This is a genomic window from Comamonas fluminis (assembly GCF_019186805.1).
GTDB lineage: Bacteria > Pseudomonadota > Gammaproteobacteria > Burkholderiales > Burkholderiaceae_C > Comamonas > Comamonas fluminis.
In genome coordinates, this window is record NZ_CP066783.1 from 1090361 (window position 1) to 1115516 (window position 25156).

Genomic DNA, 25156 nt, shown 5'->3' on the forward strand with positions numbered 1-25156 from the left:
ATACATACGCAAACAGCTTCTGAATCAGTAGCGCTCTGACCTGCTTCAGATGGCCGTCGCGGCCAGCGGTGAGAGCCGTGTCTGAGCGCTGGCGCTGCCCAGCGTCTGCATGACGATGCTGCCCACCATGTCCGCGGTGACGGCAGACAAGGTCCAGCCCAGGTGACCGTGGCCGGTGTTGTAGAAGACGCAGGGCTTGCTGCCCCGGCCCACGCGTGGCATCAGGTTGGGCATCATGGGGCGCAGACCGGCCCATGGCACGACGCTGCGGGTATCAATGCCGGGAAAGCATTGCTGCACCCAGTCGATCAGCGGGCGAATGCGGTCCGAGCGAATGTCCCTGTTGTAGCCATTGAACTCTGCCGTGCCCGCCACGCGGAAACGGTCGTCGCCCAGGCGGCTGGTGACCAGCTTGGTTTCATCATCGAGCAGGCTGACGATGGGGGCTGCCGCGCGGCTGGCCGCATCGCGCAGATTGACGGTGATGGAGTAGCCCTTGACCGGGTAGATGTTGACGCTGTCACCCAACTGGCTGGCCAGTGCACGGCTGGCGGTGCCTGCGCAGATGACCATGGCGTCAAAGTCGGTGGTTTCGGTTTCTGCGCCCTGGCGCACGGTCACGCTGGCCCGCTTGCCGTTGCTGTCCACGGCCACGATTTCTTGTTCGTACAGGCATTTCACGCCCATGCGTTCGCAGGCGGCGGCCAGGCCGCTGGTGAACTTGTGAATGTCGCCGGTAGAGTCGCTCTCGGTGAAATATCCGCCGTAGAACTGGCCCGACAGCGTGGGCTCAATCGCATGCATTTCATCGGGTGTGACGGCGCGGCGCTCCAGGCCGCCCTGTGCCAGCAACTGCGAGACTTTACCCGCGTGCTCAAAGCCTGCACGGTCGCGGTAGATGTGCAGGATGCCTTGCTTTTTCAGGTCGAAATCAATGCCTTCACGTTCAGCCCAGGTGAACAGGTGCTCGCGTGCTGCAATGGCCAGGCGTGCGGTTTCGACGGTGTTTTTCTCGTACTGAGGAATGGCCGCCAGAAACTGTGCGAACCACGAAATCTTGTGCCAGCTGGGTTTGGGATTGACCAGCAACGGCGCGTCGCTTTTGAGCATCCATTTCAGCCCCTTGAGGATGGTGGACCAGTGCGTCCAGACCTCGGCGTTTGATGCGGAAAGCTGGCCACCGTTTGCGAACGAAGTCTCCATGGCCGCGTAGCGCTGCTTTTCAAACAGGGTGACGGCAAAACCGCGGCGAGCCAGAGCGTAGGCGGTGGTGACGCCCGTGATGCCACCACCGATGACGGCGATTGTTTTCATGTTTCAGATTCCAGAAGCGTCAGAGGGTGGAAGCCCCTGCGCAACCATTGCACAGCGGGCGCCCCCTCTGTTCTGGACCTGAGAGATTCACGAGCCGCCTGAGGCGAGGATCGCTTGCTCCTTCGGTATGCCCGGCGGACGATGACATCCGGGCATTCTTCAGAGTGTGTGAAACAGTGATGCCGATCCTTTTGCCTGAGAGTTTCCGGGGCGGTTGCTCCTTCGGCGCTGCATACTTTGGCAAGCTGCAGTCTCTCTCGATATCACCGGGCTGAAAGCCTGTAGGCGAATGTAGGAAGAATGCCCGTGGCTGGCTATGCGGGTTTCCTAGACTTACAGATTCGGTTTCTGGCTTGCCAGCCAGCTCTTGCTGGCACAGGCAAAATCGGCAGCGTGAGTGATCTTCCCGTCAGCCCTGAAACCAAGCCCCGGCGCATTGCCCATCTGGATATGGATGCGTTTTATGCCTCGGTGGAACTGCTGCGCTATCCGCAGCTCAAGGGCTTGCCGGTGGTCATTGGCGGTGGGCGGCGCAGCTTTGATGATGAGTTGCTGGCACGCCATGCGGGGCTGCCGCTGTCAGAGATTCCGGTGGCCGATTTCCCGCTGCTGCGCGACTACACAGGGCGCGGTGTGATCACCACGGCCACCTACCCGGCGCGGCAGTTTGGCGTGGGCTCGGCCATGGGGCTGATGAAAGCGGCCAAGCTGTGCCCGCAGGCGATTTTGCTGCCGGTGGACTTTACCCAATACCGGCGTTTTTCACGCGCTTTCAAGGAAATCATTGTCTCCATCGCGCCGCTGATGGAGAGCCGGGGTGTCGATGAGGTCTATATCGACTTTACCGACGTGCCCGGTGGCCAGCGTGAAGGCGGGCGCGTGCTGGCGCGGCTGATTCAGAAGACGATTTTTGAGGCCACAGGGCTGACCTGCTCGGTAGGTGTGGCGCCCAACAAGCTGCTGGCCAAGATGGCCAGCGAGTTCAACAAGCCCAATGGCATCTCCATCGTGCAGCCAGAAGATCTACAAAGCCAGATCTGGCCGCTGGCCTGCCGCAAGGTCAACGGCATTGGGCCCAAGGCCGATGCCAAGCTCAAAAATCTGGGCATTGAAACCATTGGCGATCTGGCGGCGCAAAGCCTGCCGCAGCTGCTGCACTGGTTTGGCAAAAGCTACGGTCACTGGCTGCATGAGTCGGCCTGGGGGCGTGATGAGCGGCCAGTGGTCACAGAGAGCGAACCCGTTTCCATGAGCCGCGAAACCACGTTCGAGCGTGACTTGCACGCCGTGCGTGACAAGGCCGAGCTGGGGGCGATCTTCACCGATCTGTGCGAGCGCGTGGCCGATGATTTGCAGCACAAGGGCTATGTGGGCCGCACGGTGGGCATCAAGCTGCGCTATGACGATTTCAAGATTGCCACGCGTGACCAGACCTTGCAGCTGCCGGTTCAGGATGCGGCGGCAATCCGTCAGGCGGCAGGGCAGTGCCTCAAGCGCGTACCGCTGGGAAAGCGTATCCGTCTGCTGGGCGTCAAGGTCTCGGGCCTGATCCGGGCGGCGGACTGGCAGGCCTCAGCGGATGACCCTGTTGCGCGCGAGGCACTGCTCAGGCCTGCAAGTTTGACCTCTGTCAAGAACAGCGATCCTTACACCGCTTCCCTGTTCTGAGTGCCTGCGCAGGGGCATGCAGGCTGTGAGATGATTCAAATGTGAGATTGTGTATCTTGGTTTCCAGTCGCTACTGAGCCGCCAGTTTGCTGTCTCTAACAATGAATAAACAGGCTCATTGGAGGACTGAGGGCATGCGCCTGAATCTGCCGGTCACACAACAGAATTACGATTTCCCGGGCGACGAACTGCTGGTTTCCAGCACCAACACCAAAGGCGAAATCACACATTGCAACCCAGCGTTTGTGCGCGTCAGCGGGTATGTGTATGAGGAGCTGATTGGTCAGCCGCACAACCTGATTCGCCACCCCGATATGCCCGCCGCGGCCTTCAAGGATATGTGGCGCACCATTGCCCACGGCTATCCGTGGACGGCGCTGGTCAAGAACCGCCGCAAGAATGGCGACCATTACTGGGTGCGTGCCAATGTCACGCCCATCATGGAAGGCGGCAAGCCCAGCGGCTATCTGTCGGTGCGCACCAAGCCCTCGACCCGCGAAGTGGCAGAGGCCGAGGCGCTGTACGCACGCATGCGCAATGAAGAAAAGCAGGGAAAGGCGAGCTTTCGCCTGCGCGCTGGCGAGGTGCGCCGCCTGGGCTTGATGGGCCTGTGGGAAAGCCGCAAGGATGTCGGGCTGGTGGCGCGCATGGCCTGGCTGCTGGCGGTGGTGGCCGTGATTGCCATGCTGCCCGATATGCTGGGCTGGCAAGGGGCACTGGCCTGGGGCTCGCGCGCTGCGGCTCTGGTGCTGGGCGGCGGCTTTGTGCTGTGGCGCTTTTACCGCCGCTGCGTGGCGGGGCTGGAGGAGGCCAGCCGCTTTGCGGCGGATGTGGCCAGCTGCAATCTCAGCACCGAATGCAACCAGAACTACGATGGTGGCATGGGCGCACTGATGCTGCGCCTGCAGCAGATTCAGATCAATCTGCGGGCTGTGGTGGGTGATGTGCGCACGGAAGTGCGCGGCTTTGCAGAAACGGCGCACGATATTGCCCAGAGCAGCTTTGAGCTGGCGGGCCGCACCGAATCTCAGGCGGCCAGCCTGCAGCAGACAGCGGCATCGATGGAAGAAATTTCCGGCACCGTGTCGCAGACAGCGGACACCGCGCAGTTCATGGCCGGTGCCAGTGATGAAAGCCGCACAGTGGCCAGCCGCAGCGGCGCAGCCATCAGCGAGGTGGGCGTGGCCATGGAGCATATCCGTACCTCCTCCACCCGCATGAGCGAGATCATTGGCGTGATTGAAAGCATTGCCTTCCAGACCAATCTGCTGGCGCTGAACGCGGCGGTGGAAGCTGCTCGTGCAGGCGAGCAAGGCCGTGGCTTTGCCGTGGTGGCCGGTGAGGTGCGGGCGCTGGCCCAGCGCAGCGCCGAGGCGGCCAAGGAAATCAGCACGCTCATCAACCGCACGGTGGATGGCATCAACGATGGCAACTCGCGCATGCGTGCAGCGGGCCAGACCATTGACGGCATGGTGGATGCGGTGGACAAGGTCAGCGCTCTGGTGCACCAGATCAGCATTGCCACACGTGAGCAGTCGATTGGCATCTCTCAGGTCAACGAAGCGGTGGCGCAGCTGGATTCCGTCACGCAGCAGAACGCCGCGCTGGTGGAGCAGTCCACCAGTTCGGCAGACTCGCTGCGTTTGAGCGCCAGAACGCTGGAACGCTCGGTGGATGTGTTTCATCTTTGATAGCATCAAGCGTCTGAAATAACCAAGGGCAGCTGGCACAGACAGCTGCCTTTTTTGTCTCTGCCACATTGGCGGCTTGAGGATTGCGGAATGAGTGTTGTGCTGTCTCTGGTGTCGATTGCAGTGCTGGCCCTGTGTCTGCTGGTCTGGCTGCTGTCGCGTCTGCGTGACAAGTCAGGGGATCAGGCGGCTCCTGCGCTTGCAAAGCCGCCTGCGCAAGCGGCTGCCGCAAGTCCGAAAGAGCTATCAAGTCAGGAGCTGCCTGCACAGGCAGAGCAAGCGCCAGAGGACAAAAAGGATGTGAGCTTTCGCATTCAGGGTGAGCGCGGCATGGGCGGGCCGGTGTTTGGCGATGTGATGTGTGCCGATGGCGTCTATCTGCCCCATGTCTGGGAGTCAGACATCCACACCTCGTTTGATGGCCGCTGGCTGCGCACCGGTTTTTATGACAGCGAGACAGCGCACCTGGTGGACCGCAAATCCAGACGCAGCTGGCTGATTCGGGCTGACGAGGCCGAAGCGCTGGACGCTGTGCACTGGCGCATGCCGCGCTGGAGTGGCGAGACCCTCAACGAAAGCGGCATTGCCGATGACGCCCATGTCGTCATGGCTGATGCCAGCTTTGAAGCCTGGCTGGCCGAAAACCTGAGCGCTGCGGCCGAGCCGCTGGTGCAGATTCGTGACATCTGGCTACCCAAGGAATGGGTGCCAGAGCAGGCCGCTGAGCAGCCGCCCAAGCTGGCTGCGCCACCGCTGCTCAAGGCTGAGCCGGGCAAGCTGGCCATTCCCGCGCCTGAGCTGACGCTGGAGCGCCACTGGCCGCCTGCGCTGCGCCATCTGCGCTCACCCCTCGCTCCGCTGGAGCAGCCCAACTGGCGCTTGCAGATGGCCGGCAAGCCCACGCCCTGGATGCTGGATGGCGACCATGCCATGGTCTGGCGTGCAGATGGGCAGGCGCTGGCGCTGTATGCCTATCCGGCAGACGATGCGCAGGAATATCGGGAAAGGCGACTGGTCGTCTGGACTGCAGAGCACGGCTGGCAGCAATGGGACGCCTATCAGCCCTATGACCGCAAGTCATGGAGTGTGTATGGCTACTGGCCTGAGGACGGTGATGAGCGTGCGCAGCCTACGCTGAGCTGGATGGGGGAGCAGGTTTTGCAGCGCGTGGCGCTGGACACGCCAGCGACCGAGCGCCTGCATGACGGTACCAGCATCAGAATCATCGTCAGCAGCATTGAAGGCTGCGCAGAGCATGAACGCAATGGCCGGGTGAAGCTCAAGCCGATTCCGGCGGTCAGCTTTTGCTGGCTGCGCGACCCGGCTCAGCCCGAAGTCTGGCGTGCGTTGAGCGAACCCGTGCAGGGCAAGCCTTTGATCTGGACATTGAGCAAGGACGCCAAGGATGAGCAGGGCGAAACCTCGGCCTGGAATCTGCAGTGGGGTGACAAGCACATCAGCGGCAGCTGGGCGCTGGAGCATGTGATCGTGCGCGGTCGCTGGGCGGTGCTGATGCCGTTCGGGCGTGCGCCTGTGCGCGGTGGTGCGGGGCAGTTGCAGGTCTGGAATGGCGAGCGTCTGCAGACCGTGGATTTGCCCTGGCCGGTGGAGCGTATCCGGCCTGTGCCGGGCAAGAATGAAGGCATGGCGCTGCGCGTGGAGCTGATCGCGCTGGTGGCCAGCCTGGACGACAAGGACTGGGACCCCAGCACCGGCAGCTGGCGCTGGCCCATGCATTCAGTATCTTCCAGCCACCTGTCGCGGCCTGACTGGAGGCCTGTGTACATGCTCCGTGAGATCGCGCCCGATGCCCAGGGCCACTGGCGGCTGCTGCCGCGCTGGCGCGAAGTGAGCCAGATTCAGCATCCCTGTGCCGATGGCGACTACGTCTGGCGCGACGCAGCACGCGGCGATGCGCTGTGGTGGTGGGGTGGGCAGAACCAGCGCGTGGACAGCTACTGGAGCGGGAATGAATGCCGCATTGAAGGCGTGACCATGACGCGCAGTGGCCTGGCGCTATGCGGCACCGGCCCCTGCGCCTGCCCGCATCCCGCAGGCGAGGGCTGGGCCGTGCTGGAGTTTGTCGATCACCATTACGCCCGCCCCAATGAGTGGAAGCTGCACTGGCTCAACCCCGTGGAAAAAGAGCTGCGCACGCTGGTGCTGGGCGGCAATATGCCCTTGATTACCGCCTGGGACAACCAGGGCCTGCATTGGGTGGATACCCAGCCGGATGAGGACGATGCAGCTGGAGCGGCAGCCCAGCTGGTCACGCTGTCTATGTGGAACAAGGCCGAAATGGAGCCGCTGCGCCAAGGCGCAAACGGGTTGTGGCTGCGCAAGCAGGATTTGCGCTACGCGCAGGCTTTGCTGGGGCAGGATGACTGTCCGTGGAGTAGATGACTGTCTCCCCCTGAGCCGCTTTGCGGCTTCCCCCTCTCTCGCTTTGCTTCGCAATGCGGGAGGGGGACGGCAGCTTCGCCGCGAGGCGGCTCTTGCTCGCTGCCCCTTTGTTGAAGGGCGCCAGTTTTGTAGAGGCTTGCTTTGAGTGCTGGTGGCTTTATTGTCGTGCGGTGCGCACATTGGCGGGCAGGGCGCCGGGGTGGCTGGTGCGCAGGGGGTTGATGTCCAGACCGCCGCGGCGGGTGTAGCGGGCGTAGACGGACAGTTTGATGGGTTTGCAGCGCGTCCAGATGTCCATGAAGATGCGCTCCACGCACTGCTCATGGAATTCGTTGTGGTTGCGAAAGCTCACCAGATACTGCAGCAGGCCTTCTTGCTCAATCTGGGGGCCGCTGTACTGAATCTGCACGCTGCCCCAGTCGGGCTGGCCGGTTACCAGGCAATTGCTCTTGAGCAGGTTGCTGACCAGGGTTTCGGTGACGGGGGCTTCATCATGGCTGGCGCGCAGCAGCTCTGGCGCGGGGGTGTACTGGGTGCATTCCACATCCAGCCGGTCCAGCAACTGGCCATCCATCTCATGCACTTGCTGGGCGTCGAATTTTTCCACTTCCAGCAGGTTCACGCCCACACTGGCTTTTTTGTCGCTGCCGCGCCAGGCGGCTTCGGACAGGTCGGCGCGCAGGCGCGCCAGCACTTCGCTGGCGTCCGCAAAGCGGCTGTTGTTGAAGCTGTTCAGATAGAGCTTGAACGACTTGCTCTCGATCAGATTCGGGGTTTCGCAGGGAATGGTGAAGTGCACCAGTGCCACCTGCGGCTTGCCGCGCAGATTGAGCCAGGATAGCTCGAAAGCTGTCCACAGGTCTGCGCCAAAGAACGGCGGGTTGCTGCCTGCGCCGATTTCCTCACGCTTGGTCAGGCGGGGAATGGGAAAGAGCAGGGAGGCGTCGTATTGATCGACATAGGCCGAGCTTTTGCCCAGCTGCGATTGTTCAGGAGTATTCATGGCACGAAAGATGACAAAAGCGCAAACTGCAAAATAGATAGCAGCTTGCGCATGTATTGATTAGGCTTGAGGTGGTTTTTACTTGAATTCGCGTTCACGCAGCCACTTGGTGGCAATCCACTTCTCGCCTTCCAGCACCGGTGCGCCGCCGTGCAGGCTTTTGGTGGCGGGGTCGGGGCGGTCATAGCTGAAGAACACCGCATTGCCTTTGCGGGGCACCACCTGCAGGCCCACGTCGGGGAAGGTGGTGGCGCCGCCGCGTGTGGGCTCGTTCAGATACATGACCAGCGTGCCCACGCGTTGACCGCCACGGCGGAGAATGGTGGGCGTTCCCGGTTCATTGGGGGCGAAATAGTCGTAGTGCGGCTTGTATTCCGCGCCCGGCAGGTAGTGCAGCACCTGCAGGCCTTCGCCGTTTTCCAGGGGCCAGTTCAGCAGGCGGGCAATGCGCTCTTCCAGGGCGCGTATGACTTCGTTTTCACCGCGCTGGAAAAACATGCCGTTGCTGGTGCGGTCCTGGTTCAGTGCTTCGCCGCCGCTTTGGTTGTCCACGGTCAGAGAGCGCTGCATGCGGGGCTTGGCTTCGGCAATCAGGGCGTCGCACTCTGCATCAGACAGCAAGTTGCCAAATACCACCACGCGAGGGTTGCTCAGGCTGGTGAGCACATGAACCTCACGGTCGCCCACCTTGATGCTGCAGGGATCGGTCTTCAGATCAGGCTCGGGAACTCCTGTCGCTGATTTTTCAATCGACACAGCGGGGCCGGAGGCAGCCTTGGCAGCCGCAAAGGGAAAGGGCAGCTCGCCCTCTTCGGGCAGGGCCAGTGCACGGCGTGCCAGATGCTCCGCCCAGCCCGCAGTGCGCATGGATTGCAGCAGACTGGGGGCAGGAACGCCGGCCGCCATCTGGGTGCGCAGCCATTGCATCAGCTCAGGGGTCAATCCCGGAGGAATGTGGAACTCGCCTTGGGTAGATGTGCTCATGGTGGTGATGCTAGTGCGCTGCGCGCGCAATTTCAATGCGGGGTCAGTCTTCCAGACGTCGGCGAAACACCAGACGCTGCGGGGTGGAGGCAGATTCGGCCAGTGCATAGCCTTCCAGGTCAAACTTGCGCAGGTCGGCCACTTTCCTGGCCTTGTGCTGCACAGCCCAGCGCACCATCAGCCCGCGTGCACGCTTGGCGTGAAAACTGATGATTTTGTACTTGCCACCCTTGAAGTCCTCGAACACGCATTCCACGACAGGCGCCTTGAGGGCCTTGAGGTCCACAGCCTTGAAGTATTCCTGCGAAGCCAAGTTGACCACGATGCGCTCGGCCTCGGGCTGCTCGCTGCTGCGCTCGTTCAGGTAATCGGCAATCTGGGAGCCCCAGAACTGGTAGAGGTTGCTGCCCTTGGCATTCTGCAGGCGGGTGCCCATTTCCAGGCGGTAGGGCTGCAGCAAGTCCAGCGGGCGCAGCGCGCCGTACAGGCCGCTGAGGATCACCACATGGTCCTGCGCCCAGTCCAGCTCCTTGGATTTGAGGCTGGCGGCGTTCAGGCCCTCATACACATCACCATTGAAGGCCAGCACGGCCTGGCGCGAATTCTTGGCAGTGAACTTGGGGCTGAAGGCTTCGTAGCGGCCCACGTTGAGCACGGCCAGCTTGTCGCTGATGCTCATGAGCTCAGAAATCTGCTGCGGCGACTTTTCGCGCAGCACTGCGATCAACTCCAGCGGCTGTTTCTTGAAGACGGGCAGCGTGTGGGGCAGATCGGCGGGGACAGGGCTTTCGTAGTCCAGTGACTTGGCGGGTGAGATCAGAAACAACATGGCTTGACGCTAACAAATTCAAAAAAGGGGCACAAGAAAAAGGGCTCCCCACTGCGTGTGGTCGCTGCCCTCCGAGAGGGGGATTTTCATCTTGGGGCGGCCCGGCGATGAAAAGGGCTCCCCACGCTCCCCACTGCGCGCGGTCGCAGTCCCTGCGAGAGGGGGCTTTTCATCCTGGGGCAGCCCGGCGATGAAAAAAGGGCCAAGGCCCGTCCACCGAAGTGGACAGCGCCATTGGCCCTGTTTTGCCGGAAGGCAGTCTGCTTAGGCGTTGTTGCCAGCAGCTTGCTCTTCCTTCTCGAACGGCAGTTGCATCAGGCTCAGATCCTTGCGGGTCTCCACCAGAATCAGCGGGCCTTCATCCAGCACCACAGGCGCGGGGCGCTCGCGGGGGATGCGCACAGGCTTGGGCTCGGCAGCAATCGCGGCCTGCACAGCGGCGATCTTGTCGGCGTCAGAGTTGATCCACTGCAGACCGGAAGCGGCAGCCAGCTCATGCAACTGCGCCAGAGGCAGCTCATAGGCCTGCGCCTTGGGAACGGCAGGGGCTGCAACTTCCACGACAGCAGGGGCAGCAGCCGGTGTTGCAACTGGTGCAGCAACGGGTGCCACTTCTGCGGCTACAGCAGTAACAGCTGCAACGGCAGTCACAGGTGCTACGGGCTGAGGCTCTGCCGCCACTGCCACAGGTGCGGCCTGCTGCACAGCAGGAGCAGCGGCTGCGGGTGCTTCTACTTCTGTAGCTGCAGGCGCTTGCTCAGCATGGGCTTGAGGCGAAACAGCATCAAAGTAGCTGCGGCGGGCAGGCTGCTCGCCAGCTTCTGCGGCAGGGGCTTCCACTGGGGCAGAGGCCTCGGCTGCTTGCTCAGTAAAGCCTGCTTCGCCAGCTTGGCCGTCACGCGGCGTGCGGTCACGGCGGTCGCGGCCATAGCGGTCACGCGAGCGGCGCTGACGCTGTTCGCGAGGCTGCTGGTCGCCCTGGGCGTCCTGAGCCTGCGCATCAGAGCCTTCCTGTTGCTCGTTTTGCTGCAAGTTTTCATCTGCCACCGCTTGCATCACGGGCTGTGCGTCAGCATTGCGGGGCTGGCGCTCGCGGCGGTTGCCGCCTTCATTGCGCTCGCCACGCTCAGCGCGGTCTCCACGTTCTGCACGGTCGCCGCGCTCACCACGTTCCTGGCGGTTGCGTTCCTGCTTGGGCGCTGCGGCCTGGGCGTTGAACTCCTCGTTGGCGTTCAGCGCGGCTTCTGTCACCTGGGGCTGACGCTCGTCGCGGCGGTCATTGCGTTCACCACGGTCACGGCGGTTGCCGCGCTCGCCACGTTCCGCACGGTCACCGCGCTCGGGGCGTTGCTGCTGCTCTGGGCGATCGCCGCGCTGCTGCTGTTCACCGTCGCGGCCGGGGCCGTTGCGGCGGTTGTTGCGGTCACCACGCTCGTTGCGTTCGCCATTTGCGCGTTCACCGCGTTCACCGCGTTCGCTGCGATCGCCACGCTCATTGCGCTCACCGCCACGACGGTTGCGGTCACCGCCGCGCTCGCCACGGCCTTCGCTGCGGCGGCCATCGCGGTTGCCTTCACGCGCTGCTGGGGCTGCTGGCTCTGCCACTGGGGCGGGCGCTGCTACAGGAGCGGGTGCACCAAAGCCGAACAGGTTCTTGAGCCAAGCAAAGAAGCCTTGCTCGCGAGCCGCAGGGCGCACTGCAGGTGCGGGTGCTGCGGCAGGCGTGCCTGCCTGTGGGCGCTGCTGGCGTGGGGGGCGAGGCTCTGCAATCGGGGCAGGTGCATCAGGCAGCACACCCTTGATGACGGGGGTCTGCTTGTTGGTGGGCTCTTGCGAGCGACGGGTCACGGTTGCCACGTCTTCGGGCTCATCGGCCAGCTTGTAGCTGGCTTCCATGGTCTCAAGGCGTGTGTCGTCGTGCTTGAGGCGTTCGAGCTTGTAGTGCGGCGTATCCATGCCCTTGTTGGGCACCATGATGACGTTGACGCGCTGCTTGAGTTCGATCTTGGTGATTTCGCTGCGCTTTTCGTTGAGCAGGAAGGATGCCACTTCCACAGGCACCTGGCAGTGCACGGCGGCTGTGTTGTCCTTCATGGACTCTTCCTGAATGATGCGCAGAATTTGCAGCGCGGAAGATTCCGTATCGCGGATATGGCCGGAGCCGCCGCAACGTGGGCAGTTGATGTGCGCGCCCTCAGACAGAGCGGGCTTGAGGCGCTGGCGGCTCATTTCCATCAGGCCGAACTTGCTGATAGTGCCAAACTGCACGCGGGCACGGTCCTGGCGCAGCGCATCGCGCAGGCGGTTTTCCACTTCGCGGCGGTTCTTCGACTCTTCCATGTCGATGAAGTCGATAACGATCAGGCCACCCAGGTCACGCAGACGCATCTGGCGGGCCACTTCGTCGGCGGCCTCCAGGTTGGTGCGGGTGGCGGTTTCCTCGATGTCGCCGCCCTTGATGGCGCGGGCCGAGTTCACGTCCACGGAAACCAGCGCTTCGGTGTGATCGATCACGATGGCGCCACCAGAAGGCAGGGTCACGGTGCGGCTGTAGGCCGATTCGATCTGGTGCTCGATCTGGAAGCGGCTGAACAGGGGCGCATCATCGCGGTAGCGCTTGACGCGGGCAGCGTGCTCAGGCATCACATGCGCCATGAACTGCTGGGCCTGTTCGTAGATGTCATCGGTGTCGATCAGGATGTCGCCGATGTCATTGTTGAAATAGTCGCGGATGGCGCGAATCACCAGGCTGGATTCCTGATAGATCAGGAAAGCGCCCTTGGAAGCCTTGGCAGCGCCGTCAATGGCGTTCCACAGCTTGAGCAGGTAGTTCAAGTCCCACTGCAGCTCGGGCGCAGTGCGGCCAATACCGGCGGTGCGCGCAATGATGGACATACCCTTGGGGTATTCCAGCTGGTCCATCGCTTCCTTGAGCTCGGCGCGGTCTTCGCCCTCGATGCGGCGCGAAACGCCACCGCCACGGGGGTTGTTGGGCATCAGCACCACATAGCGGCCAGCCAGCGAGATGAAGGTGGTCAGGGCGGCACCCTTGTTGCCACGCTCTTCTTTTTCGACCTGAACAATCAGTTCCTGGCCTTCGCGGATCACATCGTTGATGCGAGCCTGGCTGGGCGAGACGCCTTCGGCAAAGTATTGCTTGGAGATTTCCTTGAAAGGCAGGAAGCCGTGGCGGTCTTCACCGTAGTCCACAAAGCAGGCTTCAAGGGAGGGCTCTACACGGGTGACAACGGCCTTGTAGATATTGCCTTTGCGTTGTTCGCGACCTTCGATTTCGATCTCGTAGTCCAGCAGCTTCTGGCCGTCCACAATGGCCAGGCGGCGTTCTTCAGACTGCGTCGCGTTAATCAGCATCCGTTTCATGATGCACTTCCTTTATTCGTTTTATGGGGCGCGCCGGTCATGGCACATGCCATCAGACCAACGCGCCTTTGACTGGTAATCAAAGACAGGCTCAACAGGAGCCAGGATGCCAGACGGACGCGTTGAAACGAATGAGGAATCGGGGGCGGTACAGGGCTGCGCTACTGGCCTGGAATCAAGTCAGCAGCGGAGGTACAGGCCGGGGGACGAGCGGGAGGGGACGCGCATGCAAGCGAGGAACAAAAGAGGCTGAGGCGCGTGCCAGGGAGGTGGGTGGTCTTTCGTGGACATGGCTTTCCCCGGCCGCAAGTCTTGTCTTGCTCCAGAGATTGATCATCCAAGTCCAAAAAATCCACATGCTCGTTGTGATTCACCAGCAGTTGCAGGCGGCTTTGGCCTGGGACAACTGCCGGGATGAGATTCCGTATCAGTGTTTCAATTTGTCAGCCTTTGCCAGTATTTCGCAGGCGGCTGCAGCGCTTCGGGCTGCAGTTTGCGTGCGCAAAACTGACGGGCATCGACCTGCCTGTGCGGTGGGAAATGGTTGTTTGGACTAAACTCCATGCGAATCAACCACTTACAACTAAGCTCGGCACAGGTGAAACACATTATAGAGGGCAAACCGGCACAGGACCGGTCCCAGAATACAGCCGCAGCCTCTGTGCGGCTCTTAGAAGTCGATGCCGACTCCGCTGGACAGCGTCTGGACAACTTTCTGATGCGCCATCTCAAGGGCGTTCCTAAAACCCATGTCTATCGCATCATTCGCAGTGGCGAAGTGCGCATCAACAAAGGGCGCGTGAGCGCCGAGACCCGTGTTCAGCCCGGCGATATCGTGCGCCTTCCGCCCGTTCGGATTTCCGAAAAAGTGGCTGAAAAAGCGGAGCGTCCTGCACCTGCTAAGGACTTTCCCGCCCTGTTGGAAGATGAATACATGGTGGCGCTGTCCAAACCGGCGGGTGTGGCCGTGCATGGCGGCTCAGGTGTGAGCTTTGGCGTCATCGAGCAGATGCGTCAGGCGCGGCCTGAATCCAAGTTTCTGGAGCTGGTGCACCGCCTGGATCGCGAGACCTCGGGCATTTTGCTGGTGGCCAAGAAGCGCACGGCGCTGATCAATCTGCAGGACCAGTTCCGCGAGCGTGAGACGGGCAAGACCTATCTGGCGCTGGTGCAGGGGGTATGGCCTGGCAATAAAAAGGTCATTGACTCGCCGCTGCACAAATATCTGCTGCCCGATGGAGAGCGCCGAGTGCGCGTCACCACGCCGGAAGACCCGGATGGTATGCGCTCCATCACGCTGGTCAAGGTGCGCAAGCAGTTCGAGCCACGCCCCATGGAAGGCTTGCCTGCCATGAGCCTGCTGGAGGTGACCATCAAGACCGGGCGCACGCACCAGATTCGCGTGCACCTTTCGTCGCAAGGCCACCCCATTGTGGGCGACGACAAATATGGTGATTTTGATCTCAACCGTCGTGTGCAAAAGCATGGTCTGAAACGCATGTTCCTGCATGCATGGCGGCTACAGTTCAATCATCCTGCCAGCGGAGAGCGCGTGGAGCTGCGTGCCGAGCTGCCGCCCGAGCTGGCAGATTTTGTGAACTGACAAGGCTTTCATGACTACTGAAAATCATGGCGAAAACTATAGCGAGCAGCGCCCGCGCCGCTTCGATTTGATCGCTTTTGACTGGGATGGAACGGTAGCCGATTCCACCGCCATCATCACGCGCAGCATTCAGGAGGCTGTGCGCGATGTGGGCGGCACCGTGCCCAGCGATGAGCAGGCTGCCTATGTGATTGGCATGGCGCTGATGCCCGCACTGGCCCGTGCCGCACCCGATGTGCCGCCCGAGAAATATCCCGAGCTGGGCAATCGCTATCGCCATCATTTCTTCAAGCATCAAGACGATATTTGCCTGTTTGACGGCATCTTGCCGCTGCTGGGCGACTTGCGCAGCCGTGGTCATTGGTTGACGGTGGCCACGGGCAAGAGCCGCATGGGGCTCAATCAGGCACTGAAAGACCCGCAACTCAAGGGCATGTTTGACGGCTCGCGCACGGCAGATGAAACCGCAGGCAAGCCCAGCCCGCTGATGCTGCATGAGCTGATGGCCGAGTTTGGCGCAGAACCAGAGCGCACGCTGATGATTGGCGACACCACGCATGACCTACAGATGGCTGTGAACGCCGGCTGCCCTTGCGTGGGGGTTTCTTATGGCGCCCATCCCCCAGATAGCTTTGGCCAGTTCAACCCGCTGTTTGTGGCCGAATCTGCCCGCGAGCTGCACCTGTGGCTGGCAGCCAACGCCTGAGGACCCTGCAATGACCGACGCTGTAGAGCTGTGCGCCAGTGCCGATCTGGTTGATGGCGGCAAGGCTGTGGCCTTTGACGTGAGCTATGCGGGCCAGCTTAGCCGTGCGTTTGCCATTCGTTATGAAGGGCAGGTGCATGCCTATCTGAACCGCTGCAGCCATGTGCCCATGGAAATGGATTACCAAGAAGGCCAGTTCTTTGACGATACCGGGCGCTGGCTGTTGTGTTCTACCCACGGTGCAGCCTACGAGCCTGATAGCGGCGCCTGCGCTGGCGGGCCATGTCGTGGTGGTTTGGTGAAAATCAAACTCTCTGAAAGCAATGGCGTGGTGCACTGGCATACTGGACTGCAACTGAAATCTGTCGAGTTTTGAGATGAGTTCCCCAAACAATCCAGACAATAACAACCCCGAGCAGCCGGTTACCCCGGGCGCAGACCTGTGGTCCAAGGCGGCCGCTCCGGCTGCGCCTGCTGCCTCCCCGGCCTCTGCAGCCTCTGCACCCGGCGGCGCAGCAAGTGGCGCGGCAGGCTGGGAGCGTGACGTGCTTGAGAAGCTGGTTTTCGCCTCGCTGAGCGAGCAGCGTGCAGCGCGCCGCTGGCGCCTTTACAACCGCTTGCTGTGGACGGCGGTGGTACTGCTGGTGATGTGGGTGGTTTTCTTCAAGGACACCACTGCCAAGACCAGCACATCCCCGCACACGGCAGTGGTGGAAATCAAGGGTGAAATTGCCTCGGGAGCGGACGCCAGTGCCGAGTTCGTGGTGGCCGCCATGCGCAGCGCCTTTGAGGACACAGGTTCTCGTGCGGTCGTGCTGCTGATCAACTCACCGGGCGGCAGCCCTGTGCAGGCCGGCATCATCAATGATGAGATGACACGCCTCAAAGCCAAGTACAACAAGCCTCTGTATGCGGTGGTTGAGGAGTCCTGCGCCTCTGCGGCCTACTACATCGCTTCTGCTGCGGATGAGATCTTCGTGGACAAGGCCAGCATCGTCGGCAGCATTGGCGTGCTGATGGATGGCTTTGGCTTCACCGGCGTGATGGAAAAAGTCGGCGTGGAGCGCCGCCTGCTGACTGCGGGTGAGAACAAAGGTTTCCTGGATCCGTTCAGCCCTATGTCCGAGCAGCAAAAGGAATATGCCCACACCATGCTGGAGCAGATTCACCAGCAGTTCATCGGCGTGGTGAAAAAAGGCCGTGGCACAAAGCTCAAGGAAACGCCGGAAATGTTCAGTGGGCTGTTCTGGACCGGCCAGCAAGCCGTGGACATGGGTCTGGCTGACAAGTTGGGCAGCCTGGACTATGTGGCCCGCGAAGTGGTCAAGGCCGAAGAAGTCATCGACTACACCCGTCGCGACAATATGGCCGAACGCCTGGCCAAGAAGTTTGGCGCGGCGGTGGGTGCTGGCTCGGTGCAGGCGGTGCGCAGTCTGGCTCCCAGTATTCGCTGATGCAAGGTCAGATAGCCCTCAAGCCCCGATAGATCAAGCGCTGGATGCTATCAAATAAAAAGCCCGCTCTTTCAGGAGCGGGCTTTTTTCATATGGCCGACTTTTTATCGGCCAATCGAGAATACGACTGGCGTGCGATTGTCTGGCGGTGCATTGCGCTGGCGCCATTCGCGCACCAGATGGCTTTCAATGCGGGCGGTTTCCAGCGTCAGCCCGCTGGCCAGTGCCAGGCGGGTATTGGGTTGCAATGTCTGCAGCAAGGCCTGCCACAGGGCGGCGTTGCGGTAAGGCGTTTCGATGAACTGTTGGGTCTGGCCGTGGCGCAGCGCCAGGCTCTCCAGTTCCTTGATGCGGGCGGTGCGTTCAGAGCCATCCTGTGGCACATAACCAACAAACGCAAAATTTTGCCCATTGAGGCCGCTGGCCGCCAGGCCCAGCAGCAGCGAGACCGGGCCAACCAGGGGCACCACGCGAATGCCTAGATCATGAGCGGCGCGCACGATGGAGCTACCGGGGTCGGCCACTGCGGGCATGCCGGCTTCACTGATAAGACCCATGTCCTGACCCGCCAGCGCGGGTGCCAGCAGTGGTTTGGGGTCGAAAACAGCACCGCCCTTGTTGCCGTGGTCCCCTTTTTTATGGGCTTCGCGGGGCAGTTCGGCAATGTTCTGGGCCTGGATGGGCGCCGCCAGTGGAAACAGGGCGTCAATGCGCTTGAGATAGGCGCGAGCCGTCTTGGCGTTCTCGCTGATCCAGTGCGTCAGCAATGCGGCGCGGCGCAGTGTGCCCTCGGGCAGTACTTCGGTTAGTGCCGTCTGGCTATCGCAGCCAAAATCGAGTGGAGCCGGTACCAGATAAAGAGTGCCTGCTTTGTTATTGGTAGCGGATGTCATGGCAGAACCACTCCCGCTGCGCGCAGCAGCTGACAGGTGCGAATCAGCGGCAGCCCAATCAGTGCGGTGGGGTCGTTGCTGACGATGGCGTCCAGCAGCGCAATGCCCAGGCCTTCACTCTTGGCCGAGCCTGCACAGTCATAGGGCTGCTCGGCACGCAGATAGCGTTCGATCTCGGCATCGTTCAGTTCGCGAAAGCGCACCTGCACGGTCACCACGCTGGATTCCATAAAGCCGGATTCGCTGCAGACCACGCAGACGCCAGTGTGGAAATTCATCTGGCGACCACTCATCTGGCGCAATTGCTCGGTTGCGCGCTCGTGGGTGCCGGGTTTGGACAGGGGCTGACCATCAAGCTCTGGAACCTGATCGGAGCCAATCACGATGGCGCCGGGGTGAAGCTGGGCAACCGCCTGCGCCTTGGCGCGGGCCAGGCGCAGGCTCAGGTCATAAGGCGTTTCACCGGACAGAGGGGTTTCATCCACTTCCGGGGAGACCGTTTCAAATGGCAGTTGCAGGCGGCTGAGCAGCTCACGTCGATAGCGAGAGGTGGAGCCGAGGATCAATGGACGCATGAGTCGTCCGGTAATCAAGGATTCGGGCATGGCGGGATTCTCTTACACTGGCTGCATGAGCAAGGATTATTCTGCGACCCGTCTTGATGTGCGTGCATTCGCACAGGCTGCGGGTCATTTGCAAGGGCAGGCGCCATTGTCGGACTTCAAACGTCTGGCCGCTGATGGCTTGCCCGTTGAAGGTGAGCAGCCCCTGGTGCACTGGGAGGCTGAGGGTGAACTGGTCGAGCAGACCGGTGGTGAAGGCCATATCTGGCTGCACCTGAGCGCTGAAGCGGCGCTGCCCATGACCTGCCAGCGCTGCCTGACGGAAGCCCGTATTCCCCTTTATGTGGATCGGTCATTTCGCTTCGTTGCGGACGAAGCCACGGCAGAAATGGAAGATGACGACAGCGATGAAGACCTGCTGGCTCTGAGCCGTGAGTTCAATCTGCTGGAGTTGATCGAGGATGAGCTGCTGATGGAGGTGCCAGTGGTGCCGCGCCATGAGGAATGCCCCGTCCCCGTGAAACTGGAGTCCAGCGACGCTGACTTCGAGCAGGCCAACGAGCAAAAGGAAAACCCTTTCGCCGTGCTGCAATCCCTTAACGTCGGCAAATCTGCCGATTGATCAAACCAGTGACACGCTGGGGATTTTTCGCGGCATAGGCTGCGAAATGCGTTTGCGCTATAATCGTGAGCTTCGCGCGAATCCCCTCGTGTCTTTAATGGGCTGATCGCGTTTTTTACCAACCCTTTCAAGATACACAGGAGCCATCATGGCTGTTCAGCAAAACAAGAAGTCTCCCTCCAAGCGCGGCATGCACCGTTCGCACAATGCACTGAATGTGCCTGGCATCGCAGTGGAAGCCACTACCGGCGAAACCCACCTGCGCCACCACATCAGCCCCAACGGCGTGTACCGCGGCCGTCAAGTGCTGAAGAACAAGTCCGAAGCCTAAGCGACGACTGCACTCGCAAGGCCCGTTGCTACATTATTTGTAGCGCGGGCTTTTGTGTTTTAGAAGGGAGATATTTGCAAAATCAGTGTGAAAGCTTTATCACTGACGCTGGATTTGCAGATAGCTCCCACTTGTTTCAGTAGCGGCCCCTGGGCCGTTCAACCCTTTACCCAAGCCCGAATGGACTTGTCAGTCGCCCATGATTACTTTGGCTGTTGACTGCATGGGGGGCGACCATGGCCCCCGCGTCACGCTGGCAGCGTGCCGTCAGTTTTTGAATACTCATCCCGAAGCCCATTTGCTGCTGGTTGGCAAGGCCGAAGAGCTGGCAGATTTCAAGCATGACCGTGCCACGGTAGTGCCCGCTACGGAAGTGGTGGGCATGGACGACCCGGTGGAAGTGGCGCTGCGCAAGAAAAAAGACTCGTCCATGCGCGTGGCCATCAGCCAGGTCAAGGATGGTGCGGCGCAGGCTGCAGTGTCTGCCGGCAATACTGGTGCGCTGATGGCGATTTCGCGCTATCTGCTCAAGACGCTTGAAGGTATTGACCGTCCTGCTATCGCTTTTGGTTTGCCCAATGCCAAGGGTAGCGACACCACCATGCTGGATCTGGGGGCCAATGTGGACTGCACGGCAGAGCACCTGCTGCAGTTTGCAGTCATGGGCTCGGCTCTGGTGTCGGCGCTCAAGAATACGGATGCGCCTTCCGTGGGGCTGCTCAATATTGGCGAAGAGCTGATCAAGGGCAGCGAAGTCATCAAGCGTGCAGGCGAATTGCTGCGCGCTGCGGGCGATGCTGGCAATCTGAACTTCTACGGCAACGTCGAAGGCAATGACACTTTCAAAGGCGTGGTGGACATTGTGGTCTGCGATGGCTTTGTGGGTAATGTCGCGCTCAAGACAACAGAGGGTGTGGCTTCGATGATTTCGGGCATCCTCAAGGAAGAGTTTAAACGCAATATCTTCACCAAAATGGCGGTCATCATTGCTTATCCGGTGCTAACTGCGCTGATGAAGCGGGTGGATCACCGTCGTTACAACGGTGCTGCGCTGCTGGGTCTGCGCGGTCTGGTCTTCAAAAGCCATGGTTCTGCTGATGCAATGGCTTTCGAGCACGCCCTCAATCGTGCGTATGATGCGGCACGCAACAATTTGCTGGAACGTGTCCGCGCCCGTATTGCTGCAGCTGCACCTTTGTTGCTGGCTGCGCAGGCGGAACAAGGAACTTCGGCGCCCTGACTAGAAGACATGAGACGCTACGCACGCATCATTGGTACTGGCAGCTATCTGCCTCCCCGCCGCCTTACAAATGACGACCTCGCTGCCGAGTTGGCGCAGCGCGGCCTGGAAACCTCGGACGAGTGGATCGTGGAGCGCACGGGTATTCGTGCCCGTCACTTCGCTGCCCCCGATGTAACCAGCAGTGATCTGGCGCTGGAGGCCTCCAAAAACGCGATCGAGGCGGCAGGCATCACCGCGCAGGATATCGACCTGATCATCGTGGCCACGTCCACGCCGGACATGGTTTTTCCATCGACTGCGGCCATCCTGCAGCACAAGCTGGGCATTACCAACGGCTGCCCTGCGTTTGACGTGCAGGCCGTGTGCAGCGGCTTCGTCTACGCAATGACCGTGGCCGATTCCATGATTCAGTCCGGCGCTGCCAAGCGCGTGCTGGTTGTGGGCTCGGAAGTCTTCAGCCGTATTCTGGATTTCAACGACCGCACGACCTGCGTGCTGTTCGGTGATGGCGCTGGCGCTGTGGTGCTGGAAGCCTCGGATGAGCCTGGCGTTCTGGCTACCGAGCTGCATGCTGACGGCAGCCATGTGGGCATTCTCTGCGTGCCGGGCACTGTCTCTGGTGGCAATGTGCTGGGTGACCCCCTGCTCAAGATGGACGGCCAGGCAGTGTTCAAGCTCGCAGTCAGCGTGCTGGACAAGGCTGCACGCGCCACGCTGGAAAAAGCCGGTTTGACCGATGCCGATATCGACTGGCTGATTCCGCATCAGGCCAATATCCGCATCATGCAAAGTACGGCTCGCAAGCTCAAGCTGTCCATGGACAAGGTGGTGGTCACTGTGGACCAGCACGGCAATACCTCTGCAGCTTCGATTCCTCTGGCGCTGGATCACGGCGTGCGCAGCGGTCAGGTCAAGAAGGGTCAGACGGTGCTGCTTGAAGGCGTGGGCGGCGGCTTCACCTGGGGTGCTGTGCTCCTCAAAATGTAGCTGTAGGCGCGTATCCAATAAGCGTTACAAATACTTTTTATACTAACAAATATGAAGAAGTTTGCATTTGTATTTCCCGGCCAGGGTTCCCAATCGGTGGGCATGTTGGACGGCTGGGGCGATCATCCTGTAGTCGCTCAGACCGTGGCAGAAGCCTCGGAGGCGCTGGGTGAAGACATTGGCCTGCTGATTCAGCAAGGCCCCAAGGAAGCCCTGGCGCTGACCACCAACACCCAGCCCGTGATGCTGGTGGCGGGTGTGGCCGCCTGGCGCGTGTGGCAGGCTGAAGGCGGTGCGCTGCCAGATGCTGTGGCCGGTCACTCTCTGGGTGAATACTCTGCGCTGGTGGCTTCTGGCGTGCTGACGCTGGCGCAGGCTGCGCCTCTGGTGCGTCTGCGTGCTGCAGCCATGCAGGATGCCGTGCCCGTGGGTACAGGCGGCATGGCGGCTGTGCTGGCGCTGGATGCGGAAAAAGTGAAGGCTGTCTGCGCCGAAGTGACGGCCCAGCTGGGCGGCGCTGAAGTGGTGGAAGCCGTGAACTTCAACGACCCTGGTCAGACCGTGATCGCCGGCAGCAAGCTGGCCGTGGAAAAAGCCTGCGAAGCCGTCAAGGCCGCTGGGGCCAAGCGCGCCCTGCCTCTGCCCGTTTCCGCGCCGTTCCACTCCAGCCTGATGAAGCCTGCTGCGGAAAAGCTCAAGGCTGCGCTGGCAGAGCTGACGCTGGCCGCGCCCCAGATTCCCGTCATCAACAACATCGACGTTACCGTCCAAACGGACGCTGATGCGATTCGTGATGCCCTGTATCGTCAGGCTTTCGGTCCTGTGCGCTGGGTGGAATGCGTGCAGGCCATCAAGGCTCGCGGTGTGACCCATATTGTTGAGTGCGGTCCAGGCAAGGTGCTGGCTGGCATGGTCAAGCGTATTGACGCGGACCTGACGGGTGCCCCTTTGTTTGATACAGCCACCCTGGCTGACGTGAAAGAATTGCTCGCATGACTGATAACCAGACCAAGCCCCAGGTTGCCCTGGTCACCGGTGCCACCCGTGGCATTGGCGCCGCCATTGCGCAGGAGCTGGCCTCCAAAGGCTATCAAGTGATCGGCACCGCGACTTCGGACGCTGGCGCTGAAAAAATTTCTCAGGCCCTGGCTGCTTTCGGTGGCCGTGGCGTGAACCTGAACGTGACTGACGGCGCTGCCGTGGATGCGCTGATCGACTCCATCGTGAAAAACGACGGTGGCCTGCATGTGCTGGTCAACAACGCGGGCATTACCCGCGATACGCTGGCCATGCGCATGAAGGATGAGGACTGGGACGCTGTCACAGACACCAATCTGAAGGCTGTTTTCCGAGTCAGCCGTGCGGCTATTCGCCCCATGATGAAGCAGCGTTTTGGCCGCATTATCAGCATCACCAGCGTGGTGGGCGCCTCCGGTAACGCCGGTCAGGCCAACTACGCAGCGGCCAAGGCCGGCGTGGCTGGCATGACCCGTGCGCTGGCCAAGGAACTGGGCAGCCGCGGTATCACCGTAAACTGCGTGGCTCCCGGCTTTATTGCCACCGACATGACAGCTGACCTGCCAGAGGCGCAGAAGGCTGCTTTGAAGGCGCAAATTGCCATGGGTGACCTGGGTCAGCCCAGCGATATCGCCCATGCGGTAGCCTATCTGGCATCTGCAGGTGCAGGCTATGTGACGGGGCAGGAACTGCACGTCAACGGCGGCATGTACATGTAAAAAATTTCGGTGGTTTGGGCGGCGTTTGCCGCACTTGCTGCCAGAAGCTGAACACTTTTGCAAGTTCAGTGGCCGATTCCTCGCGACGGCCAGCCGAAAAAGGTCTTAGGCCTGAAACGGCTAGAATCGCGGGTTCATTCACAACCCCCTGAGGGAAACCATGAGCGATATCGAAGCACGTGTCAAAAAAATCATTGCTGAACAACTCGGCGTTGAAGAGTCCCAAGTGACCAACGAAAAGGCCTTCGTGGCCGACCTGGGCGCTGACTCCCTGGACACAGTGGAACTGGTGATGGCCCTGGAAGATGAATTCGGCATCGAGATCCCTGACGAAGACGCAGAGAAGATCACGACGGTGCAAAACGCCATCGACTACGCCAATACCCACCAAAAGGCCTAAGGTCTTTTTTTCAGCGATCAGTTAAAGGTTTGAACGCATGAGCCGTCGTCGCGTTGTCGTGACCGGCCTGGGTTGCATCTCCCCCGTGGGTAACACGGTGGGCGAAGCCTGGGCCAATCTTTTAGCCGGCCAGTCCGGTATTGACCTCATTACCAAGTTCGATGCGTCGAACTTCTCCTGCAAGATTGCCGGTGAGGTCAAGGGATTTGATGTGGAGAAGTACATGAGCGCCAAAGATGCGCGCTCCATGGACACCTTCATTCATTACGGTATTGCGGCTGCGGAACAAGCTGTTCTCGACGCAGGCCTGCCCACAGGTGAAGCCCTGTCTGAAGACCTGGCCACACGCATCGCCTGCGTGATTGGCTCAGGTATCGGCGGCCTGCCGCTGATCGAAAATACCCACGCAGAACTGGCGGCGCGCGGCCCTCGCCGTATTACGCCGTTCTTCGTGCCTGCTTCCATCATTAACATGGTGGCAGGGCATGTGTCCATGCGCTTTGGCTTCAAGGGGCCAAATCTGTCGATCGTGACAGCCTGCACCACAGGTCTGCACTGCATCGGCGAAGCGGGTCGCATGATTGAATACGGCGATGCAGACATCGTCGTGGCCGGTGGCACGGAAGCCACCGTATCGCCTCTGGGTGTTGGCGGCTTTGCTGCCATGCGTGCGCTTTCTACGCGCAACGATGACCCCAAGGCTGCTTCGCGCCCCTGGGACAAGGACCGTGACGGTTTTGTGCTGGGTGAAGGTGCTGGCGTGCTGGTGCTTGAAGAGTACGAACACGCCAAGGCCCGTGGTGCCAAGATTTACGCGGAGCTGGCAGGCTTTGGCATGAGTGCCGATGCAGGTCACATGACCGCTCCCAACATGGACGGCCCACGCCGCGCCATGCTCAACGCTCTGCGCAATGCTGGTGTGAACCAGGATCAGGTCAACTACCTGAACGCGCACGGCACATCCACCCCGCTGGGTGACGCGAACGAGTCCAATGCCATCAAGGCGGCAATGGGCGAGTGGGCGAAAAAGGGTCTGGTGGTCAGCTCGACCAAGTCCATGACAGGTCACCTGCTGGGTGGCGCTGGTGGTATCGAGAGCGTGTTCACCGTGATGGCTTTGCACGATCAGAAGATCCCGCCAACCATCAACCTGGACAACCAGGACCCCGACTGCGATCTGGATTACTGCGCCAATGTGGCGCGTGATGCCAAGCTGGAAGTGGCTGTGAAGAACAACTTCGGCTTTGGTGGTACCAACGGTACCCTGGTCTTTAAGCGCGTCTGAGATTTCTGGCTCGCTGAACAAGCCCGCACTGGCACTGCCTTGCGGGCTTTGTTGTTTGCG

General features: G+C 60.9%; 22 protein-coding genes and 2 riboswitches. Of the genes, 15 read left to right on the plus strand and 7 right to left on the minus strand.

The features are described 5' to 3' along the window. Window positions 1-45: 45 nt before the first annotated feature. On the minus strand, window positions 46-1314 hold the full coding sequence (locus JDW18_RS05325; protein ID WP_218242665.1) for a D-amino acid dehydrogenase: 1269 nt from the start codon (window positions 1312-1314) through the stop codon (window positions 46-48). Window positions 1315-1371: 57 nt separating this feature from the next. After that, window positions 1372-1487: riboswitch (glycine riboswitch) on the minus strand. After that, window positions 1488-1584, minus strand: a riboswitch (glycine riboswitch). A 180-nt stretch (window positions 1585-1764) separates the two neighbouring features. On the opposite strand from JDW18_RS05325, the gene dinB reads away from it, so the two are divergent. The 3 genes from dinB (at window position 1765) to JDW18_RS05340 (ending at window position 7076) form a co-directional block, all read left to right on the plus strand. Next, window positions 1765-2982 carry a DNA polymerase IV gene (dinB, locus tag JDW18_RS05330; protein ID WP_246610501.1) on the plus strand — a complete coding sequence of 406 codons (1218 nt, stop codon included), beginning with the start codon at window positions 1765-1767 and terminating at the stop codon, window positions 2980-2982. Window positions 2983-3116: 134 nt separating this feature from the next. Further along, complete coding sequence (locus JDW18_RS05335; protein WP_218242667.1) at window positions 3117-4673, plus strand: methyl-accepting chemotaxis protein; 1557 nt, start codon at window positions 3117-3119, stop codon at window positions 4671-4673. Between the two features lie 90 nt (window positions 4674-4763). Further along, window positions 4764-7076 (plus strand): hypothetical protein, encoded by a 2313-nt coding sequence (locus tag JDW18_RS05340; protein WP_218242668.1) that lies wholly within the window; start codon window positions 4764-4766, stop codon window positions 7074-7076. A 157-nt stretch (window positions 7077-7233) separates the two neighbouring features. Here JDW18_RS05340 and queF read toward each other — a convergent pair whose 3' ends face one another. The 4 genes from queF to JDW18_RS05360 all read right to left on the minus strand — a co-directional run bounded on the left by queF (window position 7234) and on the right by JDW18_RS05360 (window position 13273). Further along, on the minus strand, window positions 7234-8079 hold the full coding sequence (gene queF, locus JDW18_RS05345) for an NADPH-dependent 7-cyano-7-deazaguanine reductase QueF (RefSeq protein ID WP_218242669.1): 846 nt from the start codon (window positions 8077-8079) through the stop codon (window positions 7234-7236). Between the two features lie 78 nt (window positions 8080-8157). Further along, complete coding sequence (locus JDW18_RS05350) at window positions 8158-9063, minus strand: 2OG-Fe(II) oxygenase (RefSeq protein WP_218242670.1); 906 nt, start codon at window positions 9061-9063, stop codon at window positions 8158-8160. Window positions 9064-9106: 43 nt separating this feature from the next. Beyond that, window positions 9107-9892 carry a peroxide stress protein YaaA gene (yaaA, locus tag JDW18_RS05355; RefSeq protein ID WP_218242671.1) on the minus strand — a complete coding sequence of 262 codons (786 nt, stop codon included), beginning with the start codon at window positions 9890-9892 and terminating at the stop codon, window positions 9107-9109. A 264-nt stretch (window positions 9893-10156) separates the two neighbouring features. Further along, window positions 10157-13273, minus strand: coding sequence for an Rne/Rng family ribonuclease (locus tag JDW18_RS05360; RefSeq protein ID WP_218242672.1), 3117 nt, complete (start codon window positions 13271-13273; stop codon window positions 10157-10159). 598 nt (window positions 13274-13871) lie between these two features. On the opposite strand from JDW18_RS05360, the gene JDW18_RS05365 reads away from it, so the two are divergent. From JDW18_RS05365 to JDW18_RS05380, 4 genes are read left to right on the plus strand one after another with little or no spacing between them, the layout of a single operon-like run. Further along, window positions 13872-14876, plus strand: coding sequence for an RluA family pseudouridine synthase (locus JDW18_RS05365; RefSeq protein ID WP_343216763.1), 1005 nt, complete (start codon window positions 13872-13874; stop codon window positions 14874-14876). Window positions 14877-14886: 10 nt separating this feature from the next. Then, window positions 14887-15582, plus strand: a complete 696-nt coding sequence (locus tag JDW18_RS05370) for an HAD family hydrolase (RefSeq protein ID WP_218242674.1) — start codon at window positions 14887-14889, stop codon at window positions 15580-15582. A 10-nt stretch (window positions 15583-15592) separates the two neighbouring features. Further along, on the plus strand, window positions 15593-15958 hold the full coding sequence (locus tag JDW18_RS05375) for a Rieske (2Fe-2S) protein (protein ID WP_218242675.1): 366 nt from the start codon (window positions 15593-15595) through the stop codon (window positions 15956-15958). Between the two features lies 1 nt (window position 15959). Next, window positions 15960-17036 carry a S49 family peptidase gene (locus tag JDW18_RS05380; protein ID WP_218242676.1) on the plus strand — a complete coding sequence of 359 codons (1077 nt, stop codon included), beginning with the start codon at window positions 15960-15962 and terminating at the stop codon, window positions 17034-17036. 104 nt (window positions 17037-17140) lie between these two features. Here JDW18_RS05380 and JDW18_RS05385 read toward each other — a convergent pair whose 3' ends face one another. Both JDW18_RS05385 and JDW18_RS05390 read right to left on the minus strand, forming a co-directional pair. Further along, window positions 17141-17929, minus strand: coding sequence for an SAM-dependent methyltransferase (locus tag JDW18_RS05385; RefSeq protein ID WP_218242677.1), 789 nt, complete (start codon window positions 17927-17929; stop codon window positions 17141-17143). Further along, window positions 17926-18534 carry a Maf family nucleotide pyrophosphatase gene (locus JDW18_RS05390; protein ID WP_281421603.1) on the minus strand — a complete coding sequence of 203 codons (609 nt, stop codon included), beginning with the start codon at window positions 18532-18534 and terminating at the stop codon, window positions 17926-17928. Before JDW18_RS05390 ends, JDW18_RS05385 begins: the two co-directional genes overlap by 4 nt. Before the next feature lie 25 nt (window positions 18535-18559). Here JDW18_RS05390 and JDW18_RS05395 point away from each other — a divergent pair, with 25 nt between their 5' ends. From JDW18_RS05395 to fabF, 8 genes are all read left to right on the plus strand, one after another. Then, window positions 18560-19114: a YceD family protein gene (locus JDW18_RS05395; RefSeq protein ID WP_218242678.1), complete on the plus strand. Its 555-nt coding sequence runs from the start codon at window positions 18560-18562 to the stop codon at window positions 19112-19114. A gap of 148 nt (window positions 19115-19262) precedes the next feature. Continuing rightward, a complete protein-coding gene (gene rpmF / locus JDW18_RS05400) occupies window positions 19263-19445 on the plus strand; it encodes a 50S ribosomal protein L32 (RefSeq protein ID WP_003058062.1) in 183 nt (60 codons plus the stop codon). 199 nt (window positions 19446-19644) lie between these two features. After that, complete coding sequence (gene plsX / locus JDW18_RS05405; protein ID WP_218242679.1) at window positions 19645-20685, plus strand: phosphate acyltransferase PlsX; 1041 nt, start codon at window positions 19645-19647, stop codon at window positions 20683-20685. A gap of 9 nt (window positions 20686-20694) precedes the next feature. After that, window positions 20695-21675, plus strand: coding sequence for a beta-ketoacyl-ACP synthase III (locus JDW18_RS05410; protein WP_218242680.1), 981 nt, complete (start codon window positions 20695-20697; stop codon window positions 21673-21675). Between the two features lie 51 nt (window positions 21676-21726). Beyond that, the gene (gene fabD, locus JDW18_RS05415) at window positions 21727-22671 is read left to right on the plus strand and encodes an ACP S-malonyltransferase (protein ID WP_218242681.1); all 945 of its coding nucleotides are present in this window, start codon (window positions 21727-21729) and stop codon (window positions 22669-22671) included. Next, complete coding sequence (gene fabG / locus JDW18_RS05420; RefSeq protein WP_218242682.1) at window positions 22668-23411, plus strand: 3-oxoacyl-ACP reductase FabG; 744 nt, start codon at window positions 22668-22670, stop codon at window positions 23409-23411. The genes fabD and fabG overlap by 4 nt, the downstream gene beginning before the upstream one ends. Window positions 23412-23571: 160 nt before the next feature. Next, entirely contained in the window at window positions 23572-23811 is a 240-nt protein-coding gene (acpP, locus tag JDW18_RS05425; RefSeq protein ID WP_003058049.1) for an acyl carrier protein, read from the plus strand. 37 nt (window positions 23812-23848) lie between these two features. Next, window positions 23849-25096 (plus strand): beta-ketoacyl-ACP synthase II, encoded by a 1248-nt coding sequence (gene fabF, locus JDW18_RS05430; protein ID WP_218242683.1) that lies wholly within the window; start codon window positions 23849-23851, stop codon window positions 25094-25096. The last annotated feature ends 60 nt before the right edge of the window (window positions 25097-25156 follow it).

Excerpts from the sequence above, each read along its gene's own strand:
- JDW18_RS05410 (WP_218242680.1), top strand. The coding sequence starts at position 20,695 with ATGAGACGCTACGCACGCATCATTGGTACTGGCAGCTATCTGCCTCCC.
- queF (WP_218242669.1), bottom strand. The coding sequence starts at position 8,079 with ATGAATACTCCTGAACAATCGCAGCTGGGCAAAAGCTCGGCCTATGTC.
- dinB (WP_246610501.1), top strand. The coding sequence starts at position 1,765 with ATGGATGCGTTTTATGCCTCGGTGGAACTGCTGCGCTATCCGCAGCTC.
- JDW18_RS05340 (WP_218242668.1), top strand. The coding sequence starts at position 4,764 with ATGAGTGTTGTGCTGTCTCTGGTGTCGATTGCAGTGCTGGCCCTGTGT.
- JDW18_RS05385 (WP_218242677.1), bottom strand. The coding sequence starts at position 17,929 with ATGACATCCGCTACCAATAACAAAGCAGGCACTCTTTATCTGGTACCG.
- JDW18_RS05325 (WP_218242665.1), bottom strand. The coding sequence starts at position 1,314 with ATGAAAACAATCGCCGTCATCGGTGGTGGCATCACGGGCGTCACCACC.
- JDW18_RS05360 (WP_218242672.1), bottom strand. The coding sequence starts at position 13,273 with ATGAAACGGATGCTGATTAACGCGACGCAGTCTGAAGAACGCCGCCTG.
- fabF (WP_218242683.1), top strand. The coding sequence starts at position 23,849 with ATGAGCCGTCGTCGCGTTGTCGTGACCGGCCTGGGTTGCATCTCCCCC.
- JDW18_RS05380 (WP_218242676.1), top strand. The coding sequence starts at position 15,960 with ATGAGTTCCCCAAACAATCCAGACAATAACAACCCCGAGCAGCCGGTT.
- acpP (WP_003058049.1), top strand. The coding sequence starts at position 23,572 with ATGAGCGATATCGAAGCACGTGTCAAAAAAATCATTGCTGAACAACTC.
- JDW18_RS05395 (WP_218242678.1), top strand. The coding sequence starts at position 18,560 with ATGAGCAAGGATTATTCTGCGACCCGTCTTGATGTGCGTGCATTCGCA.
- fabD (WP_218242681.1), top strand. The coding sequence starts at position 21,727 with ATGAAGAAGTTTGCATTTGTATTTCCCGGCCAGGGTTCCCAATCGGTG.
- JDW18_RS05350 (WP_218242670.1), bottom strand. The coding sequence starts at position 9,063 with ATGAGCACATCTACCCAAGGCGAGTTCCACATTCCTCCGGGATTGACC.
- plsX (WP_218242679.1), top strand. The coding sequence starts at position 19,645 with ATGATTACTTTGGCTGTTGACTGCATGGGGGGCGACCATGGCCCCCGC.
- fabG (WP_218242682.1), top strand. The coding sequence starts at position 22,668 with ATGACTGATAACCAGACCAAGCCCCAGGTTGCCCTGGTCACCGGTGCC.
- JDW18_RS05335 (WP_218242667.1), top strand. The coding sequence starts at position 3,117 with ATGCGCCTGAATCTGCCGGTCACACAACAGAATTACGATTTCCCGGGC.
- JDW18_RS05390 (WP_281421603.1), bottom strand. The coding sequence starts at position 18,534 with ATGCCCGAATCCTTGATTACCGGACGACTCATGCGTCCATTGATCCTC.
- rpmF (WP_003058062.1), top strand. The coding sequence starts at position 19,263 with ATGGCTGTTCAGCAAAACAAGAAGTCTCCCTCCAAGCGCGGCATGCAC.
- yaaA (WP_218242671.1), bottom strand. The coding sequence starts at position 9,892 with ATGTTGTTTCTGATCTCACCCGCCAAGTCACTGGACTACGAAAGCCCT.
- JDW18_RS05375 (WP_218242675.1), top strand. The coding sequence starts at position 15,593 with ATGACCGACGCTGTAGAGCTGTGCGCCAGTGCCGATCTGGTTGATGGC.
- JDW18_RS05370 (WP_218242674.1), top strand. The coding sequence starts at position 14,887 with ATGACTACTGAAAATCATGGCGAAAACTATAGCGAGCAGCGCCCGCGC.